Below are 19,020 nucleotides of genomic sequence, written 5' to 3' on the forward strand. Positions count from 1 at the left end.
TATGAAAGAATTAGTAGAAGTTATCGCGAAAGCACTTGTTGAGAACCCGGACGAGGTAGTGGTTACAGAATCGGTCAAAGACGACGAGACTGTAATCGAGCTTTCCGTTGCACCGGCCGATATGGGTAAGGTAATTGGAAAACAGGGTCGTATCGCGAAAGCGATTCGCTCGGTTGTCAAGGCGGCTTCATCCAAGGAAGACAAGAAAGTTATTGTAGAGATTCAGTAATACAGACGAAGCTGAAAAGCCGGCTGCCTGAAAGGGTGTCCGGCTTTTTTATTTCATAGGAAATTGCGTCCTATGAAATAAAAAAACGCTCCGCGAGGATGCGCACTCGCGCGAAGCAGAAACATGTCGCAAGCGACCGCGCTCGGCGCGAGAATGTGCCAAGGCACATTCTTTTTCATGTATTTTATACAGGAGGATTACAGAATGGTTGATTATCTGAGAGTTGGTGTGATTACGTCCCCGCATGGCCTGCGAGGAGATGTGAAAGTATTTCCTACCACCGATGATGTGAATCGTTTTAAAAAATTAAAAAAAGCGTATATCGACACTGGAAAAGAAAAAATGCCGGTGACCGTGGAACAGGTGCGTTTTTTCAAAAATATGGTCATTCTTAAATTTAAAGAGATGAATCGGATTGAGGACTGCGAGCCGTTCCGTAATAAGGATATTCTGATCACCCGCGATCAGGCGGTGAAACTGAATCCGGATGAGAATTTCATTGCCGATCTGATAGGTCTGAAAGTGCTGACGGACGAGGGTGAGGAGTTCGGTACGGTGAAGGATATCCTTCAGACAGCGGCTAACGACGTATACGTGATCGAAGGACCTGAGGGCAAAGAATACCTTTTCCCATCCATCAAGGAATGCATCCTGAATGTTGATCTGGAGGCTGGCACTGTAACGGTTCATATCATGGACGGTCTGCTGGATCTGTAAATGGAATGAAAATCCTAAAATGAAAGTACCGTTGTGAAAGTGCTGTATAAATATAGGAGAAACGGATGAATTTTCATATTCTGACCCTGTTTCCGGAGATGGTAATGGGGGGACTGAACACAAGTATTACGGGGCGTGCGATTGACAAAGGGCTGATCTCGGTTGAGGCGGTCAATATCCGCGATTACTCGAAGGACAAACACCATCATGTAGACGATGCGCCCTATGGCGGCGGCGCCGGTATGGTGATGCAGCCGGAACCGATTTACGATGCATATGAAGACCTGGCGGCGCGCACCGGAAAACGTCCGCGCGTGATCTATCTGACTCCGCAGGGGCAGGTTTTCAACCAGAAAATCGCGGAAGAACTGGCGGAAGAAGAGGATCTGGTGTTCCTCTGCGGGCATTATGAGGGGATCGATGAGCGCGCGTTAGAGCTGGTTGTAACTGACTATCTCTCCATCGGCGATTATGTCCTGACGGGCGGTGAGCTTCCGGCGATGGTTATGATCGACTGCATTTCCCGTCTGGTGCCTGGTGTGTTAAATAATGACGTATCCGCGGAATTTGAGTCATTTCACGACAATCTGCTGGAATATCCACAATACACCCGCCCGGTTGTATTTATGGATAAGGCGGTCCCGGACGTACTTCTGACCGGGCATCACAAAAATATCGAGACCTGGCGCCGTCAGAAATCGATCGAACGGACGCTGGAACGCCGCCCGGATCTTTTAAAAGATGCGGTTCTGGATAAGAAAGAGAAGAAATATCTGGAAGAGCTGATTCGTCAGAAAGAGGAAAAAGAAACAAAAAAACTCTAAAAAAGAGAGCAGAAAGTCCTTGCAAATCAAGGATTTCTATGATAAAATCATATTCTGTGAAATAAAGAGATGTTCCGCTGTTACAGAAAGCACGTTTTTACGGGATAAAAGATCGTATTAAGAACATCAAAGATTTTAAAGGAGGTTCACAAAGATGAACGAGATTATTAAGAACATTGAAGCAGCTCAGTTAAAGGAAACCGTTCCGAGTTTCAACGTAGGCGATACAGTACGTGTATCTGCTAAGATCAAAGAGGGAAACCGCGAGAGAATTCAGGTTTTCGAGGGAACTGTTATTAAAAGACAGAACGGCGGCGTTCGCGAGACTTTCACTGTTAGAAAGAGCTCCAACGGTGTTGGTGTAGAGAAGACCTGGCCGTTACATTCTCCGTCTGTAGAGAACGTTGAAGTAGTAAGAAGAGGTAAAGTAAGAAGAGCAAAACTGAACTACCTGAGATCCAGAATCGGCAAGGCAGCGAAGGTAAAAGAGTTAGTAAAATAATTTCTGAAGCGGATGGGGCTGCTGTACAGGTCAGCCCGCTGTGCATCCGGATATGCGGTTATGTGTGTCCGGCGCGGCGGGAGGAGCTGTGCAGCAGCTTTTTTCGTATAATAGGAAATTCCTTGTGATTTCCTATTATAAAAAAGAATGTGTCCTGGCACATTCTCGCGCCGAGCGCGGTCGCTTGCGACATGAGCGATGATTCATGGGGAACGGATAGAGAGGGAGTGACATATGGAGCTGAAAGAGGATAAAAACCGCATCCGTCTGGTGGTTGGATGGATCGTGGATATCGCGGTGGTAATTTCGATCGCGTGGTTCGCCGTGTTTGCGATGGGGACACAGATACGGGTGAGCGGTCAATCAATGGAACCGGTGTTGTCGCAGAACGAAAAGGTTCTGATGAACCGCCTGAGTTACCGCGTGATGCGCCCAAAGCGCTATGACATTATTGTATTTGAAAAAGAAACGGGAAATTACAATATAAAACGCGTCATTGGACTGCCAGGTGAGACGGTGCAGATCAAGGACGGTTATATTTACATTAATAATGAAAAATCAGACGCCCCGAACGACTTGGGTAAGGCGGCTTTGGCTGGACTGGCGGAATATCCGATTAGTCTGGATAAAAACGAATATTTTCTGCTGGGTGACAACCGCTCCGGCAGTGAGGACAGCCGCTTTTCCAATGTGGGAAATGTGAAGTTCCGGCAGATCAAAGGAAAGGTCTGGCTGCGGATCCAGCCGGTTAGCCGGTTTGGGTTGATTTCGTCGAGATAGGTTCTAAGAAAGGAAGAAAATTTCATGCAGATACAATGGTACCCTGGACATATGACAAAGGCAAAAAGAGCCATGAAGGAAGATATCAAGCTGATCGATCTGGTGATTGAGCTGGTGGATGCGCGCGTGCCGCTCGGCAGCCGCAACCCGGATATTGATGAGCTTGCGAAGGGAAAGGGACGGATTGTCCTTTTAAATAAGGCGGATCTGGCGGACGACGGCTGTACAGAGCGCTGGATCGCATGGTTTAAGGAGCAGGGCATCCATGCACTCCGCATCAACGCGCGCAGCGGCATGGGAATGAAGCAGATCCAGCCGCTGGTGCAGGAGGCATGCAAGGAAAAAATTGAGCGTGACCGCCGCCGCGGTATCAAAAACCGCCCGGTGCGGACGATGGTAGTCGGCATTCCGAATGTCGGAAAATCGACCTTTATCAATTCCTTTGCCGGAAAAGCCTGCGCCAAGACTGGAAATAAACCGGGTGTTACTAAGGGAAACCAGTGGATCCGCTTAAATAAGACACTGGAACTTCTCGATACGCCGGGAATCCTCTGGCCGAAATTTGAAGATCCGAATGTGGGACTGTGCCTTGCATTTATCGGCTCGATCAACGATGAGATTCTGGATAAGGAAGAGCTGGCAGCCGAGCTGATCAAAAATATGTCCGGACGTTACGGAAAGCGCCTGGAAGAGCGGTATGGTGTGACGCTGGTTGAGAATACGGCTGGGGACGGCGAAGATACAAAAAAAGCCTGGGAAATTCTGCGTGAAATCGCAAGGGCACGTTCCTGTCTTTTAAAGGGCAGCGAGCTGGATACGAAAAAAGCGGCTGGCTTCCTATTAGATGACTTCCGCAGCGGCAAACTGGGGCGCGTGACGCTGGAAGTGCCGGAGGTATAGGAAAACATGAGAAAACTAACAGGAGAAAAACTGGAAGCAGAACTGGCGCGTCTCGAAGGAATGCGCGCCTATGAACATCAGTACGAAAGTGCAGGGATCGTCTGCGGCATTGATGAGGCGGGCAGAGGTCCATTAGCCGGTCCGGTGGTGGCGGCGGTCGCGGTACTTCCGAAAGACTGTACGATTCTGCGGCTGAACGATTCCAAAAAATTGTCGGAAAAATGCCGGGAAGAATTATTTCTGGAAATCAAAGAAAAGGCAGCTGCCTACGGAATTGGAATTGTAAGCCCGGAGGTGATCGATTCCATCAATATTTTGCAGGCGACCTATGAAGCAATGCGTCAGGCAGTCGCACAGCTTCCGCAGGAGCCGGATATCTTTTTAAATGACGCGGTCATCATTCCGGGGATTTCGGAGGAAAAGCAGATTAAGATTATCAAGGGCGATGCAAAAAGTGTCTCGATCGCGGCAGCCAGTATCCTGGCAAAAGTGACGAGGGATCATATGATGATGGAGTACGATAAAATCTATCCGGAATACGGGTTTGCGAAGCATAAAGGATACGGAACCAAGATGCATAACGAGGCAATTTTAACCTATGGTCCATGCCCGATCCACCGGAGAACCTTTTTGAAGAAGCTGCTGGGCGAGAAAGCCGCGATGCAGGGGATGAAATAACAGAAAGGGAGCTGAATGGGAGAAAGAAACTTTCATCTTCATGGAAATTCATTCAACCGCCGTGCCATCGGAACTGAATATGAAACTCTGGCGTGTGAATATCTCACCCGGCACGGTTATCAGATTCTCTGCCGGAATTTCCGCTGTCGCCAGGGTGAAATTGATATTATCGCAAGAGATAGAGACTACCTGGTTTTTATCGAGGTCAAATACCGCCGCGATGAACACGAAGGCGATCCGGCGGAGGCAGTGGATGCCCGCAAGCAGGCGAGGATTCTTCGTACCGCCCGGTATTATATGACGCGTTATCATATTTCCGAGGACACGCCGTGCCGGTTTGATGTGGTGGCGGTGCTTGGCAGTAACGTGAGATTAATTCGGGACGCGTTCTGGTGCGGATAATTACAAATGAGAGAATTCAAAAACTGCACAACGAGATTTGAGCAAGAGACAGAAAAAGGATGTGACAATCATGGCGCTTACCTATATACAAAAAACAGTTCATCCGGCACCAATTACCCTTCATGAGTCAAAGGGAGTGGCTTATTTTACCTTTCCGCTCTTAGAGCAGACCAGGATGGTGCGCCACGCATTTTCTACCCGGCTTGGCGGGGCGAGCAAGGGATATTTCGGGACGATGAACTTTTCGCTGACGCGTGGCGACAACCGGGACGATGTGCTTGAAAATTACCGGAAAATGGCGCGGATTTTGGGAACGGATGTGTCAAAGATGGTGCTCAGCCATCAGACGCACACGACGAATATCCGTCTTGTTACGGAAGCGGACGCTGGAAAAGGAATCTGGCGGGAACGCGATTATGAAAACATCGACGGGCTTATCACAAACGTGCCGGGGATGACGCTGGTTACATTTTTTGCGGACTGTGTACCATTATATTTTGTAGATCCGGTGCATCATGCCATCGGACTGTCGCATTCCGGCTGGAAGGGAACCGTTCACCGGATGGGACAGAAAACGATCGAGGCGATGGGAGAGGCGTTCGGCACGAAGCCGAAGGATCTGTGCGTCTGCATCGGACCGAGCATCTGCCGGGACTGTTATGAGGTCAGTGAGGATGTGGCAGACGCATTTAAAGAAGAATTTGGAGCAGAAATCAGTCAGGATGATTCAACATCCTGTTATTCCTGGAATGGGAAATCGATTCTCATGAATAAGGGGAATGGCAAGTACCAGCTTGACCTCTGGGGCGCGAACCGCCTGGTGCTCCTGGATGCCGGAATTTTGCCGGAGCATCTGGCTGTGACGAATGTATGTACGAAATGCAATCCGGATCTTTTATATTCACACCGCGTGATGGGAGATAAGAGGGGGAATCTGGCGGCATTTTTATCGCTAAAGTAAGTATACAATCTGTCTGTCAAACAAGTGAATGAATGTTTTGCAGAAAAGAACAGCAGCATGATTGAAAATCGGTCGTTCAAGTCCGGTTTTGTCAATCATGCTGCTGCCGTTTTTTCCGCCGTTTCAGCGAAGATTCAGAAGAGCCCTACGATGCCTTATTTACCAGCCATCTTTTTTTCCTGTTCCTCAATCATCTTTTTGACCATATAGCCGCCGACGGAACCAGCCTGTGCGGAGGTCAGGTTACCATTGTAGCCCTCGCTTAACGGAACGCCAATCTCATTGGCAACCTCCATCTTAAAGCGGTTCATCGCTTCCTTGGCTTCCGGTACATTGGTTTTGTTAGTGTTGTTGGAACTAGACATAACAGACGCCTCCTTTTTTGCGTGTGCCCCTTCAAACTTTCGTTTGTCCGGGTGTCTCTTTTTGTTACATTCTCAGTATGCGGATCTTAAAAGTGAAATACACTAGAAGGTTTTGTGCAAATTGACATTTTGGGGCAAAACACCCACAATGTAGGGAAAAAAGTTAGTATTGATCCGATTTTATGCTTGTATATCAGTAAAACTCATACTATAATAGAACAGATGTAGTGTTAAAAAATACGCAAACTGTTTGGTGAATTTTACGGTTGCAGTTCAAAATACATTAATATTTCTAGTAAGATGGAGAAAAATCCATGCGGGTAATAGCAGGAAGTGCCAGAAGGCTTACTTTAAAGACGATCGAGGGAATGGATACGAGACCGACGACGGACCGTATCAAAGAAACTCTTTTTAATATGATTCAGAATGATATCTATGGATGCACATTTCTCGATTTATTCAGCGGAAGCGGGGCGATCGGGATCGAAGCTTTAAGCCGCGGGGCAAAAGAAGCTGTTTTTGTGGAGAAGAATCCGAAAGCGGCGGACTGCATCCGTGACAATCTGAAAGCGGCCCGCCTAGCTGATAAGGCGACGCTGTTAAACTGTGATATTTCGGATGCATTGAAACGGATAGAAAACCGGAAGAGTGCGTTTGATTTCATTTTTATGGATCCTCCGTACAACCATCTCTGGGAGAAAGAAGTGCTTACTTATCTGGCGCATTCGTCCCTGGCAGATGAACATACGATGATCATCACAGAGGCATCGAAAGAGACCGGGTGCGGCTACCTTTCAGAACTGGGATACCATCTCGAAAAAGAGAAGATATATAAGACGAATAAACATCTGTTTATCCGAAAAGCTTGAATACCAAAGGAGAAAAAAAGATGAAAACAGCCATTTATCCGGGCAGCTTTGATCCGGTGACGCTCGGACATTTTGATATTATAAAGCGATCCTCCGAAATTTTTGATCAGGTCATCGTGGGAGTTTTGTGTAATAACGCAAAATCTCCGTTGTTTTCTGTCGAAGAACGTGTTAAGATGTTAGAGGAAGTGACAAAAGACATTCCTAACGTGGAGGTGCAGTCGTTTGACGGACTTCTGGTCGATTTCATGCGCCAGAATCACGCAAAGGTCATCGTGCGTGGTCTGCGTGCGATCACGGATTTCGAATATGAGCTGCAGCTCGCGCAGATGAACCGGGTGATTGCACCCGAAATAGATACCCTGTTTCTGACAACGAACCTTAAATACGCGTATTTAAGTTCCAGTATGGCAAAAGAGGTTGCGATGTACGGCGGAGACATTTCCGAATTTCTCGATCCGGTCATTGCAAAACAAGTACAGGAGAAATACCAGGCGCTTCAGGAAGACAGGGAATGTAAGTAAGGAGAAAAGCTATGAGCAGAATTGAACAGATCATCACAGAAATTGAAGATTATATCGACAGCTGCAAGTTTCAGCCGCTGTCCAACACGAAGATTTTAGTAAATAAAGAAGAGATTGAAGAACTGCTCGTGGAACTGCGTCTTCGCATTCCGGAGGAGATCAAGAAATATCAGAAGATCATCAGCAACCAGGATGCGATTCTGCAGGAGGCACGTTCCCAGGCAGACGCGATGGTAGCCGAGGCGACCGCCCAGACCAATGAGCTGGTTAATGAGCATGAGATCATGCAGCGTGCATATGCAGAAGCAAACAGCATTATTGAGCAGGCAAATGCACAGGCACAGCAGATCGTAGACAACGCTGTCACAGAGGCAAACAATATCCGCCAGGGTTCCGTTCAGTACACGGACGACATGCTCCGCAGCCTGCAGACCATCATCAAGCATTCGATGGAGGGCGCGCAGAGCCGTTTCGAGTCTTACATGAGTTCGATGCAGTCCAGCTACGATGTCGTATCTTCCAACCGTAATGAGCTGGCTGGCAGTGTCGTGACCGAGCCGGAGGAGAACACAGGCGCCGAGGCAGCAGCGGCCGCTACACAGGCGGCATCCGGCGAAGCAGCAGAATAAAGAGAACGAACGAGAGACTGGCGTGAACCAGTTTCCACAGTACATAATGCCGGATGGAAAGTCCGGCATTTTTTTCTCTGTCTTTTCGGCTGTCCCGTATGACTGAATTTGTCTGGGCGATCCCGGATAACCCGCCGAACGCAGCACATGCCGCCATCGCGCCGGATTGAACCGGGATACTGAATATGGCACCAGAACGGGCGATCGCATCGATGCCGGTTGTCATTTCAGCCGTCCCGATCAGAACCAGACGCAGCGTGCCGGAACAGAAGGCGTCGACAAAGGCAGCGAGGATCGAATACAGCATGATCAAACCGCCGATGCGGACCTGCAGTTCGATGCAGTCCATCAGGATGGTGTCGAAGGAAGCGGGAACGGAGACAGATGTGGATTTTGTGCGGGCAGGCTTGACAGAGCCGGTTTCTTTCGAAAAAAATCGGTTTTGAAGGCTAAAAGAAGTTACTTTATTATAAATGCATAGGAGACTTCCAACCAATAAAAGCGGCGTATATAGTGCCAGAACCAGATAGTTTGACGGAACTGCCGGGTTCAGCCTAGGTGCAGCATATCCGGCGATAAACATGGGGCTTGGCGAAGCGCTGATGGCGGTCAGAAGCCGTTTTTCATGTGCCGAAAGCAGCGATTTCCGGTTAAAATCGGCGGCAGTTTTCATTCCCATCGGGTAACCGCAGAGCAGCCCGGCAAGCAGGGCATAGCCGCTGTAGACAGACATCCCAAGATGTTTCAAAACCGGGTGAAATGGCGCTAGAAGCAGCCGGACGCCGCCGTGTTCAGCTAAAAGCTTGAGAAGAGCATAAAGGGAAATAACGTCGGAAAGACCGTATTGAACCATAAAAGAAGTCCTTTCTGTGCCCCATCCGCAGAGAGACGCGGATGCGAGAGCAGAAGCGACAGGATAAGTGCTGGGAACAGGGCGGATAATATTTTTTTTATATATGGCATGGGAGCGCCTTTCTATCATTAAAAAGTAATATAAAGATAGATTATATATATGTAGACAGAAAATGGCTCATTCCTTTTGGAAGCCTGAAAACCGGCATACCGAACAAAGAAAGAACGAATGAGCGCGAAGAAAAAGTCTTTAGAATCACGATTATAAATGGATATACAGAGCAATAGACAAAAACAGGAGGAAAACGATTGGATTACCGAGAACTGCCGGAAGAATTTCTTGAAAAAATGAAACAATTTCTGGGGGAGGAATACCCGGAGTATCTGGCTTCGTATGAGGAAGAGCCGCGTTCAGGGCTGCGCGTCAACACGGGCAGGCTGACACCGGAACAGTTTTTAGAGATGGCACAGACGGCGGACTGGAATTTGAAACCAGTGCCGTGGACGAAGAACGGTTTTTATTATCAGGGCGAACGCCCATCCAGGCATCCGTGGTACTACGCGGGACTCTACTATTTGCAGGAACCGAGTGCGATGTCACCAGCGGCATGGCTGCCGATCAAGCCGGGCGACCGGGTTCTGGATTTGTGCGCGGCACCGGGCGGTAAAAGTACGGAACTGGCGGCGAAATTAGCCGGTACAGGTGTCCTGTTTTCCAATGATATCAGCAATTCGCGCGCAAAAGCGCTTCTTAAAAATCTGGAAATGTTCGGAGCGGGAAATATCTGTGTAACGAGCGAGGCACCGGAAAAAATGGCTGGCATCCTGCCGGAGTTTTTTGATAAGATTCTGGTCGATGCGCCGTGCTCCGGCGAAGGTATGTTCCGCCGCGATCCGTCGATGGTAAAGAGCTGGAACGAAAAAGGTCCCGATTATTATGCGCCGCTGCAGCGCCAGATTCTCGACTGTGCCGTGCAGATGCTTGCGCCGGGCGGGAAACTGGTTTATTCGACCTGTACCTTTGACAGGGACGAGGACGAGGGAACGATCGAGTATATTCTGGAGAAATATCCGCAGATGGCGGTCGTGCCGCAGAAACCGGAATATGGCTTTGAGGGAAGCCGTGGCATTGAGGGCTGTCTGAGATTGTTTCCGCACCGTCTGGAGGGCGAAGGACATTTTGTTGCGCTGTTGGAGAAGCGGACGGAGAAACCAGACGCAAATGTCAAGAATTTGGAAAATGCCGGTGAGAAAGCATTGAGCGATCCACTTTTGGTAGAGAAAATAGAAGCGCGGTTGTGCCGTGTGGCGGAAGACGGTAAGTCCAGACAGATGGCTTCCGGAAAAGCGAAAGGGAAAATGTTTGGAAAGGGAAAAAACGTGGCGCAAAACCAGACCGCCGAGGATTTTTCCCCCCTGTTTGAGCTTCTGCGCCAGCTTCCGGTAAGAACCTGGAATCCGGAGCAATTCTACCGTGACGGCGAGCGCATCTATTACCTCCCGGCAGCGCTGGCAGGCGACAATACACGTTATTTTAAGCCGCTCCGCTGTCTGCGTACCGGACTTCTGCTCGGAGAACTGAAAAAAGGGCGGTTTGAACCATCCCAGGCGCTGGCAATGAACCTGCGGATGCAGGAATTTGTAAATTACTTAAATTTTAATGCCTCGGATGAGCGCACGATCCGCTATTTAAAGGGCGAGACATTGACAGCCGCAGAGGAAGAGGCAGCAGATGGTCTTGTACTAATCTGTGTGGATGGATTTCCGCTTGGCTGGGCGCAGAAACGGGGCGGTCAGCTTAAAAATAAATACAATCCCGGATGGAGGTGGCAGTGATGGGACAAGGTAAAAGTATACGTTTAGACCGTTTCCTGGCAGAGATGAAGCAGGGAACACGCAGTCAGGTAAAAGAGATGATCCGCAAAGGGCGGGTTCTGGTCGATGGAACCGTCTGCCGCGAGTCTGACCGAAAAATATTCCCGGACGAAACCCGGGTTACACTGGATGGACAGCCGGTTGGCTGGGCAGACACGGAATATTATATGTTAAATAAACCGCAGGGCGTCGTTTCCGCAACGGAAGACGGGCGCTATCAGACTGTCATTGACCTTATTGATGAAGCAAAGCGAAAAGACCTCTTCCCGGTCGGACGCCTCGATATTGATACGGAAGGACTGCTTCTCATCACAAACGACGGTGCGCTGGCGCATGAGCTTCTGGCACCGAAAAAACACGTGGATAAGGTCTATTTTGCACGCGTAAAGGGAACACTGAAAGAAGGAATCGAAGCGCGCTTTCAGGCAGGACTGACGCTGAAGGATGGCACACCGGTACGGCCGGCAGAGCTTGTGATCGAGAAAAAATGGAACGACGCAGGAGAAGACCTCTGCGAGGCGCGCCTGACCATCCATGAAGGAAAATTTCATCAGGTAAAGCGGATGTTTGAGGCAGAGGGCGGCGAAGTCATTTACCTGAAACGCCTTTCGATGGGACTGCTTGCCCTGGATGAGGCACTGGCGACGGGAGAGTACCGGGCGCTGACGGAAGATGAAATTAGAGCGTTAAAAGAAAGAATGCTAACCTCACAAAATTGTGTATCGAATGACGAAAATTTGTCAGACACCCAAAATAACACACCTCCTGAAATCAACTGGAACACAGTAGACGCCGTCCTCTTCGATCTCGACGGCACCCTGGTCGATTCCATGTGGATGTGGAAAGCGATCGATGTGGATTTTTTAAAGCGTTACGGCTATGACTGTCCGGAAGATCTTGAGAAGGTGATCGAGGGCATGAGCTTTTCCGAGACAGCAATCTATTTTAAAGATCGCTTCCAGCTGCCGATGACCCTGGATGAGATCAAGGCGATCTGGATTGAAATGTCGATCGATAAATACCGCCATGAGGTACCGCTGAAATCAGGTGTTGCGGAATTTCTTTCATTTTTAAAGAAAAAAGGAATCCGCATGGGAATTGCAACGAGCAATGCACAGGATATGGTAGCAGCCGTGCTGGATTCTCTGGATATCCGTTCCTATTTCGGTGTGGTGGCAACTGCCTGTGAGGTGGCAGCAGGAAAACCGGCGCCGGATATCTATCTGAAAGTAGCGGCGGATCTGGGCGTACAGCCGGAAAAATGTCTGGTATTTGAGGACGTCCCGGCGGGGATTCTGGCTGGAAAACGGGCTGGTATGCGCGTTGGCGCGGTCGAGGACGTATTTTCACTTTCCATGACCGAAGAAAAGAAAGAATTAGCTGATTTTTATATCCGGGACTACCGGGAAGTGATACAGGGGGCAAGATAAAATGATACATGATTTTTTACCGATCTGCCGGGCGGATATGGACAAGCGCGGCTGGGAGAGCTGCGATTTTGTCTACGTGTGCGGGGATGCGTATGTCGATCACCCGTCATTCGGCCACGCGATCATCAGCCGTATGCTCGAAGCGCACGGCTATAAAGTAGGCATCATCGCCCAGCCGGACTGGAAGAATCAGAAATCCATCCAGATTTTGGGTGAGCCGCGTCTAGGATGGCTGGTCAGTGCCGGAAATATGGATTCGATGGTGAATCATTACTCTGTTTCCAAAAAGCGCCGCGCAAAGGATTCCTACACACCGGGCGGCGAGATGGGAAAACGTCCGGATTATGCGACGATCGTCTATTCTAACCTGATCCGCACCTGGTCGAAAAAGCCGATCATTCTCGGCGGTATCGAAGCCAGCCTGCGGCGTCTGGCACATTATGATTACTGGTCCGGAAAAATGAAACGGTCCATTCTGCTGGATTCCCAGGCAGATCTGATTTCCTACGGAATGGGTGAGCGCTCGATCGTGGAGATCGCGGATGCACTGGCCAGCGGCATCGAGGCGAAGGATATCACCTTCATTGAAGGAACCGTTTATAAGGCAGACAATCTGAATTCCGTTTACGATGAAATCCGTCTGCCGTCTTACCGCGAGGTTTCCTCTGATAAAAAGACGTATGCGGAAAGTTTTTACACCCAGTACAGCAATACGGATCCATTTTCAGGAAAACGTCTCGTTGAGCCGTACAGCGACCGCCTCTATGTGGTCCAGAATCCGGCGGCGAAGCCGTTGACGCAGGAAGAGATGGACGATGTCTACGCACTTCCATACATGAGAACCTGGCATCCGTGTTACGATGCAGCGGGTGGTATTCCGGCGATTACGGAAGTAAAATTCAGCCTGATCAGCAACCGTGGATGTTTCGGCGGATGCAGCTTCTGTGCGCTGACCTTCCATCAGGGACGCATCGTGCAGACCCGCAGCCATGAATCAATTATTCAGGAAGCAGAACTTTTGACCCAGGAACCAGATTTCAAGGGGTATATCCACGATGTCGGCGGTCCGACGGCAAACTTCCGTCACCCGGCATGCGAAAAACAGATGACCTACGGCGCCTGTCCGCACAAACAGTGCCTGTTCCCGCAGCCGTGCAAAAATATGAATGCCGATCACAGCGATTATATTTCCCTGTTAAAGAAACTGCGGGCGATTCCGAAGGTGAAGAAAGTTTTTATCCGTTCGGGCATCCGTTTCGATTATCTGCTGGCGGAGAAAAACCGGGCATTTTTGCGGGAACTTTGTCGGTACCATGTCAGTGGACAGCTCAAGGTAGCGCCGGAACATATATCGGATAATGTATTAAAACGGATGGGAAAACCGGAGAATAAGGTCTACCGCCAGTTCATGAAGGAATATACTGCAATGAATGACTCGCTGGGAATGAAGCAGTACCTTGTTCCGTACCTGATGTCCTCCCATCCGGGTTCCACGCTCAAGGAGGCGATCGAACTGGCAGAATATCTGCGGGACCTCGGCTACATGCCGGAGCAGGTGCAGGATTTCTATCCGACACCATCCACACTGTCTACGTGTATGTATTACACGGGATATGATCCGCGCACGATGGAAAAGGTGTACGTGCCGACCAACCCGCATGAGAAAGCGATGCAGCGTGCGCTGATCCAGTACCGCAACCCGAAAAACTATGATCTGGTGCTGGAAGCACTCCGTCTGGCAGGCAGAACGGATCTGATCGGTTTTGATAAGAAATGCCTGATCCGTCCGCGGCAGATCAAAGGACGCGATTTCGCGGCTGGCGGATATAAAGGGACGCATCATGGCAGCCAGACGACAAAACCGGCTGCTGCCAATCGTGCAAAAGACGCCAAAAGACCGGCTGTGGGCGGTATGACCGGGCACAAACAGACCGGCGTAAATGAAAATGGACGAAATGCGGGGGGATTTGGCGGCGCTGTAGGTGGAAAGAGCAGCGGAAGCGGAAAGAAAAAAACCATCCGGAACGTGCACAAGAAGAAATAAAACGTATGTACGCTCGGAATGCAGGAACGACTCCGAGCGTACATACTTGAGACGGGAGGAATTTCTCATGAAAATTGCGATAATTACAGGTGCCTCTTCCGGCATGGGGCGCGAGGCAGCCAGACAGCTGGCGGATCGCTTTTCGGGACTTCAGGAAGTCTGGCTGATTGCCCGCCGGATGGACCGGATGCAGGAGCTGGAACGGACGCTGCCCATCCCGGCGCGGTGTTTCGCCATCGATCTGACGGATGCATCCCAGCGGGAGACGCTGGAAAACGAGCTGGCGGCGCGCAAGCCCAACGTAAAGCTTTTGGTAAATGCTTCCGGCTTTGGTAAAATCGGAACGGTCGGGAACCTGCCGCTTGACGATGAAACGGGAATGGTAGAGCTCAACTGCGAGGCGCTGTGCGCGGTCACGCATATGGTGCTTCCCTATATGAGCGAAAACAGCCGGATTCTCCAGTTCGCGTCAGCAGCCTCCTTTCTGCCGCAGCCGGGATTTGCCATCTATGCGGCAACCAAGGCATTTGTCTTAAGCTACAGCCGCGCCCTGCGGGAAGAACTCCGCCCGCGCAGAATCGGCGTGACGGCGGTCTGCCCCGGACCGGTCAAAACCGAATTTTTCGACATTGCCGAGACAACCGGGGAGATTCCTCTTTATAAGCGTCTGGTGATGGCAGATCCGCACAAAGTTGTAAAACTTGCCATCCGCGACTGTATGGCGGGAAAAAGCGTGTCGATTTACGGTGTATGGATGAAGGCATTCTTTGTGCTCTGCAAGATAGTTCCGCATGAGTGGATTCTGCGCGCGATGCAGGCGTTAAACCATTAAATCAGACAAAAAGCTAGTATCATTCAATAAAAACATGATAGAAAGGATTTTTACACCGTGAAAAAGATAAAAAAAGGCGATTACGGCTACCGCAATCATTTCAAGCGGAAACAGCTTTTTATCATCGCACTTCTGGCGTTATTTATCATCGCACAGCTGGTTGGGCGATCTTTTACAGACAATGATTCCATCAAAAAAATTCTGACGGTCATGGCGATCGTCACGGTACTTCCGGCGGCGAATCTCGCTTCCCCGCTGATTGCCATTTTCAAATACCATACGCCGGAGCAGGCGTTTCATGAGGCATATATGCCGTATGAGGAAAAATTTGAAGTTCTCTATGATCTGGTTCTGACGACACCGGAAGATGTGATTCCGTCCGATGTGACCGTCGTTCACCCGACCGGCATCTATGTGTACTGCATTAATCCAAAGCTGAATGTAAAGCGCGCGGAGGCAGGTTTAAATGAACTGTTAAAGGCTAACAAACTGGATCCGAACCTGAAAATCGTGACCTCACGCAGCACCTTTGACAAGCGGATTCACAGCCTGAAACCGGCGTCAGAGTATGAGGACGATGGAACTGTAGAGTACGGTGTGCGCGTAATAAAAGGATTATCGATGTAAAAAAGGGAGGCGGCAGCCATGCGGATGCTGACAGTATCTAAAAATGAGGCGGGGCAGCGCCTGGACAAGCTGCTGGCAAAATATCTGAATCTGGCGGGAAAAAGCTTCATTTATAAAATGATGCGGAAGAAAAATATTACCCTGAACGGAAAAAAATGCGACGGTTCCGAACATCTGACCGAGGGCGATGAGATCAAGCTGTTTCTGGCAGAGGAGACGATCGAGAAGTTTTCGGAAGTGAAGATTCAGAAGGTTCAAAAGAAAAAGCTCGATATCGTCTATGAGGACGAACATATTTTACTGATCAATAAGCCATCTGGAATGCTGTCCCAGAAAGCGAAAGAGACGGATGAATCGCTGGTCGAATACCTGATCGACTATCTGCTGGATTCCGGCAAATTAAAGAAAGAGGACCTGGCGTGCTTCCGTCCGTCCGTCTGCAACCGCCTCGACCGCAACACAAGCGGCATCGTGGCAGCTGGACGTTCCCTGCCGGGACTGCAGATCATGTCCGAAGTCATCAAGGATCGGAGTCTGGGAAAATATTATGTCTGCGTCGTGCGGGGAATCGTAAAAGGCGAAGCCCGCATCGAGGGATGGCTGACGAAAAATGAAAAGACGAATCAGGTGTCGATCCGAAAAGAGGAGACCCCTGGAAGTCTGCCGATCCGGACTGCATACAGACCGCTGATATCTGGAAATGGATATACCCTTCTGGAGGTTCATCTGATCACCGGACGATCCCACCAGATCCGCGCCCACCTGGCTTCCATCGGACACCCGATCGCCGGGGATCCAAAGTACGGCGATCCCCGGGTCAATGAGGAAGTGAAAAAACGCTTCGGCGTCCGTTCGCAGATGCTTCACGCATGGCGGCTGGTAATGCCGGAAACGATCTCCGGGCCGCTTTCATATCTGGCGGGCAAAGAATTTACCGCGCCTATGCCGGCGGAGATGAAGCGGATGGAAGAGATGATGAAATCAGCTCCAAAACGCCCAGCCAATCATCGCCTATAAATTTTAAATTGTGCGAAAAATCAAAAAAATAAGTGGAGGAGCAACAACATGGGGACTTGGAACAGCCGGGGACTTCGTGGTTCAACCCTGGAGGATATGATAAACCACACAAACGATCTTTACCGTGAGAAAAAGCTGGCATTGATCCAGAAAATCCCGACGCCGATCACGCCCGTCTCGATCGATAAAACCAGCCGCCATATCACGCTGGCGTATTTCGACCAGAAGAGTACCGTCGATTACATCGGTGCGATTCAGGGCGTCCCGGTCTGCTTTGATGCGAAAGAATGCGCGGCAGATACATTTCCACTGCAGAACGTCCATCCGCATCAGGTCGCATTTATGCGGGAATTTGAAGAGCAGGGCGGGATTGCTTTCTTAATTATGTATTTTTCACAGAGGGATGAACTTTACTACCTGCCATTTTTCCACCTGGACGCATACTGGGAGCGGATGCAGCAGGGCGGACGAAAGAGTTTTACATATGAGGAAATGGATAAAACGTGGCGCATCAAAAGCCACCGGGATATATTAGTCCATTATCTGGAACCGCTGAGCCGGGATTTAGGAGAAAGAGAGGATGATTTTTCATGACAACAGTCGTAGAACGTTTTTTGAAATATGTATCATATGATACGCAGTCAGACGAGGCATATGACACCTGCCCGAGCACGGAAAAACAGCTTCTGTTAGCCAATGAGCTGAAACGCGAGCTGGAAGAAATGGGTGCATCCGATGTGCGGATGAGCGAGTACGGATACTTGTTTGCACGCATTCCGGATAATACAGGCAGTACCTCTGCACCGCAAGAAGCGGAAGCTTCTTTTAGCACTGCGTCTGCTCACGGTGCATCCGGCGTTGGACAGAAAACCACCATCCCGGCACTTGGCTTCATTTCCCACATGGACACCGCGCCGTCCTTAACCGGAACAAATGTAAAGCCGCGCATCGTCCAGGCATATGACGGCAAAGATATCGTATTAAATGCAGAAAAACAGATTGTCATGAAAGTTTCAGAATTTCCGTTTTTAGCCGACTTAAAAGGTCAGGATCTGATCGTAACCGACGGAACCACGCTTCTGGGCGCCGACGATAAGGCAGGCGTGGCGGAGATCATGACGATGGCAGAATATTTCCTGAGCCACCCGGAGATCCCGCACGGCGAGATCTGCATTGGATTTACGCCGGACGAGGAGATCGGACGCGGCGCGGATCGTTTCGATGTGAAAGACTTCGGTGCAGCGGTTGCTTATACGGTAGACGGCGGTCCGATCGGCGAGATCGAATATGAAAATTTCAATGCCGCTTCCGGCAAAGTCCGGATTCAGGGAGCCAGCATCCATCCGGGTGATGCGAAGCTCAAGATGAAAAATGCCCTTCTCATCGGCATGGAATTTCAGAGCCTGCTGCCGGTCTTCGAAAATCCGATGTACACAGAAGGTTACGAGGGATTCTATCACCTGGATGAAATGAGCGGAAATGTAGAAGAGGCGCAGTTAAATTATATCATCCGCGATCACGACCATGAAAAATTTGAACAGAAAAAGAAATTTTTCGCCGAAGCCGCCGATTTCCTGAACCGCAAATACGGTAAGGGCACCGTGATCGCCGAAGTAACGGACAGCTACTACAACATGAAAGAAAAAATTGAGCCGTGCATGTACCTGATCGATACCGCCAAAGAGGCGATGACAGCCTGCGGTATCGAGCCGGAGGTCGTTCCGATCCGCGGCGGCACCGACGGCGCCCGCCTCTCCTACATGGGGCTCCCGTGCCCGAACCTCTGCACCGGCGGATATAACTATCATGGAAAATATGAATTTATTCCGGTGGCGTCATTGGAGAAGACGTCCAGGGTTCTAGTGGAGATTGGGAAAAAGTTTGCTGTCATAAGAAGCAGTGTAGAGTGATTATGAAATAAAGACAATCCTTTAAACAGGCAAATTGCCCTTATATAATAGTG

General features: G+C 49.7%; 22 protein-coding genes. 20 read left to right on the plus strand and 2 right to left on the minus strand.

Annotated features, from left to right (window positions below):
- Position 1: 1 nt before the first annotated feature.
- The 9 genes from DWX91_RS01685 (at position 2) to pgeF (ending at position 5,993) form a co-directional block, all read left to right on the plus strand.
- Positions 2-229, plus strand: a complete 228-nt coding sequence (locus DWX91_RS01685) for a KH domain-containing protein (RefSeq protein ID WP_022360235.1) — start codon at positions 2-4, stop codon at positions 227-229.
- Positions 230-433: 204 nt separating this feature from the next.
- A complete protein-coding gene (rimM, locus tag DWX91_RS01690; protein WP_106999918.1) occupies positions 434-946 on the plus strand; it encodes a ribosome maturation factor RimM in 513 nt (170 codons plus the stop codon).
- 65 nt (positions 947-1,011) lie between these two features.
- Positions 1,012-1,770 carry a tRNA (guanosine(37)-N1)-methyltransferase TrmD gene (gene trmD, locus DWX91_RS01695; RefSeq protein WP_118472369.1) on the plus strand — a complete coding sequence of 253 codons (759 nt, stop codon included), beginning with the start codon at positions 1,012-1,014 and terminating at the stop codon, positions 1,768-1,770.
- A 154-nt stretch (positions 1,771-1,924) separates the two neighbouring features.
- Positions 1,925-2,272, plus strand: coding sequence for a 50S ribosomal protein L19 (gene rplS, locus DWX91_RS01700; protein WP_022360232.1), 348 nt, complete (start codon positions 1,925-1,927; stop codon positions 2,270-2,272).
- 234 nt (positions 2,273-2,506) lie between these two features.
- Positions 2,507-3,052 (plus strand): signal peptidase I, encoded by a 546-nt coding sequence (lepB, locus tag DWX91_RS01705; RefSeq protein WP_118472368.1) that lies wholly within the window; start codon positions 2,507-2,509, stop codon positions 3,050-3,052.
- Positions 3,053-3,076: 24 nt separating this feature from the next.
- Complete coding sequence (gene ylqF / locus DWX91_RS01710; protein WP_022358769.1) at positions 3,077-3,952, plus strand: ribosome biogenesis GTPase YlqF; 876 nt, start codon at positions 3,077-3,079, stop codon at positions 3,950-3,952.
- Between the two features lie 6 nt (positions 3,953-3,958).
- The gene (locus DWX91_RS01715; RefSeq protein WP_118472367.1) at positions 3,959-4,630 is read left to right on the plus strand and encodes a ribonuclease HII; all 672 of its coding nucleotides are present in this window, start codon (positions 3,959-3,961) and stop codon (positions 4,628-4,630) included.
- A gap of 15 nt (positions 4,631-4,645) precedes the next feature.
- Positions 4,646-5,032: a YraN family protein gene (locus tag DWX91_RS01720; RefSeq protein ID WP_106999914.1), complete on the plus strand. Its 387-nt coding sequence runs from the start codon at positions 4,646-4,648 to the stop codon at positions 5,030-5,032.
- 70 nt (positions 5,033-5,102) lie between these two features.
- Complete coding sequence (gene pgeF, locus DWX91_RS01725; RefSeq protein WP_118472366.1) at positions 5,103-5,993, plus strand: peptidoglycan editing factor PgeF; 891 nt, start codon at positions 5,103-5,105, stop codon at positions 5,991-5,993.
- A 155-nt stretch (positions 5,994-6,148) separates the two neighbouring features.
- Here the strand turns inward: pgeF and DWX91_RS01730 are convergent, their stop codons facing one another.
- Positions 6,149-6,358 (minus strand): alpha/beta-type small acid-soluble spore protein, encoded by a 210-nt coding sequence (locus DWX91_RS01730; protein ID WP_022358773.1) that lies wholly within the window; start codon positions 6,356-6,358, stop codon positions 6,149-6,151.
- A 314-nt stretch (positions 6,359-6,672) separates the two neighbouring features.
- On the opposite strand from DWX91_RS01730, the gene rsmD reads away from it, so the two are divergent.
- The 3 genes from rsmD to DWX91_RS01745 are packed head-to-tail and all read left to right on the plus strand — an operon-like array spanning position 6,673 to position 8,380.
- Positions 6,673-7,227: a 16S rRNA (guanine(966)-N(2))-methyltransferase RsmD gene (gene rsmD, locus DWX91_RS01735; protein ID WP_118467715.1), complete on the plus strand. Its 555-nt coding sequence runs from the start codon at positions 6,673-6,675 to the stop codon at positions 7,225-7,227.
- 20 nt (positions 7,228-7,247) lie between these two features.
- On the plus strand, positions 7,248-7,751 hold the full coding sequence (coaD, locus tag DWX91_RS01740) for a pantetheine-phosphate adenylyltransferase (protein ID WP_022358775.1): 504 nt from the start codon (positions 7,248-7,250) through the stop codon (positions 7,749-7,751).
- An 11-nt stretch (positions 7,752-7,762) separates the two neighbouring features.
- A complete protein-coding gene (locus tag DWX91_RS01745; protein WP_022358776.1) occupies positions 7,763-8,380 on the plus strand; it encodes a hypothetical protein in 618 nt (205 codons plus the stop codon).
- Here DWX91_RS01745 and DWX91_RS01750 read toward each other — a convergent pair.
- Positions 8,346-9,233 carry a nucleoside recognition protein gene (locus DWX91_RS01750; RefSeq protein WP_243098946.1) on the minus strand — a complete coding sequence of 296 codons (888 nt, stop codon included), beginning with the start codon at positions 9,231-9,233 and terminating at the stop codon, positions 8,346-8,348. The two genes, DWX91_RS01745 and DWX91_RS01750, sit on opposite strands and share 35 nt — an antisense overlap.
- A gap of 308 nt (positions 9,234-9,541) precedes the next feature.
- Between DWX91_RS01750 and DWX91_RS01755 the strand changes: the two genes are divergently transcribed.
- The 8 genes from DWX91_RS01755 to pepT all read left to right on the plus strand — a co-directional run bounded on the left by DWX91_RS01755 (position 9,542) and on the right by pepT (position 18,967).
- Positions 9,542-11,068 carry an RsmB/NOP family class I SAM-dependent RNA methyltransferase gene (locus DWX91_RS01755; RefSeq protein WP_270497365.1) on the plus strand — a complete coding sequence of 509 codons (1,527 nt, stop codon included), beginning with the start codon at positions 9,542-9,544 and terminating at the stop codon, positions 11,066-11,068.
- On the plus strand, positions 11,068-12,537 hold the full coding sequence (locus DWX91_RS17785) for a pseudouridine synthase (RefSeq protein WP_118472365.1): 1,470 nt from the start codon (positions 11,068-11,070) through the stop codon (positions 12,535-12,537). Before DWX91_RS01755 ends, DWX91_RS17785 begins: the two co-directional genes overlap by 1 nt.
- 1 nt (position 12,538) lies before the next feature.
- Positions 12,539-14,581, plus strand: coding sequence for a YgiQ family radical SAM protein (locus DWX91_RS01765; RefSeq protein ID WP_118472364.1), 2,043 nt, complete (start codon positions 12,539-12,541; stop codon positions 14,579-14,581).
- A 67-nt stretch (positions 14,582-14,648) separates the two neighbouring features.
- Complete coding sequence (locus DWX91_RS01770; RefSeq protein ID WP_118293503.1) at positions 14,649-15,413, plus strand: SDR family NAD(P)-dependent oxidoreductase; 765 nt, start codon at positions 14,649-14,651, stop codon at positions 15,411-15,413.
- Positions 15,414-15,470: 57 nt separating this feature from the next.
- Complete coding sequence (locus tag DWX91_RS01775) at positions 15,471-16,040, plus strand: O-linked GlcNAc transferase-like protein (RefSeq protein ID WP_118472363.1); 570 nt, start codon at positions 15,471-15,473, stop codon at positions 16,038-16,040.
- 18 nt (positions 16,041-16,058) lie between these two features.
- The gene (locus tag DWX91_RS01780) at positions 16,059-17,057 is read left to right on the plus strand and encodes an RluA family pseudouridine synthase (protein ID WP_118538213.1); all 999 of its coding nucleotides are present in this window, start codon (positions 16,059-16,061) and stop codon (positions 17,055-17,057) included.
- Between the two features lie 48 nt (positions 17,058-17,105).
- On the plus strand, positions 17,106-17,651 hold the full coding sequence (locus DWX91_RS01785) for a Holliday junction resolvase RecU (protein ID WP_118538215.1): 546 nt from the start codon (positions 17,106-17,108) through the stop codon (positions 17,649-17,651).
- The gene (pepT, locus tag DWX91_RS01790; RefSeq protein WP_118538217.1) at positions 17,648-18,967 is read left to right on the plus strand and encodes a peptidase T; all 1,320 of its coding nucleotides are present in this window, start codon (positions 17,648-17,650) and stop codon (positions 18,965-18,967) included. The genes DWX91_RS01785 and pepT overlap by 4 nt, the downstream gene beginning before the upstream one ends.
- Positions 18,968-19,020: the final 53 nt, after the last annotated feature.

The organism is Clostridium sp. AF22-10, from assembly GCF_003478725.1.
Taxonomy (GTDB): Bacteria; Bacillota; Clostridia; order Lachnospirales; family Lachnospiraceae; genus Otoolea; species Otoolea fessa.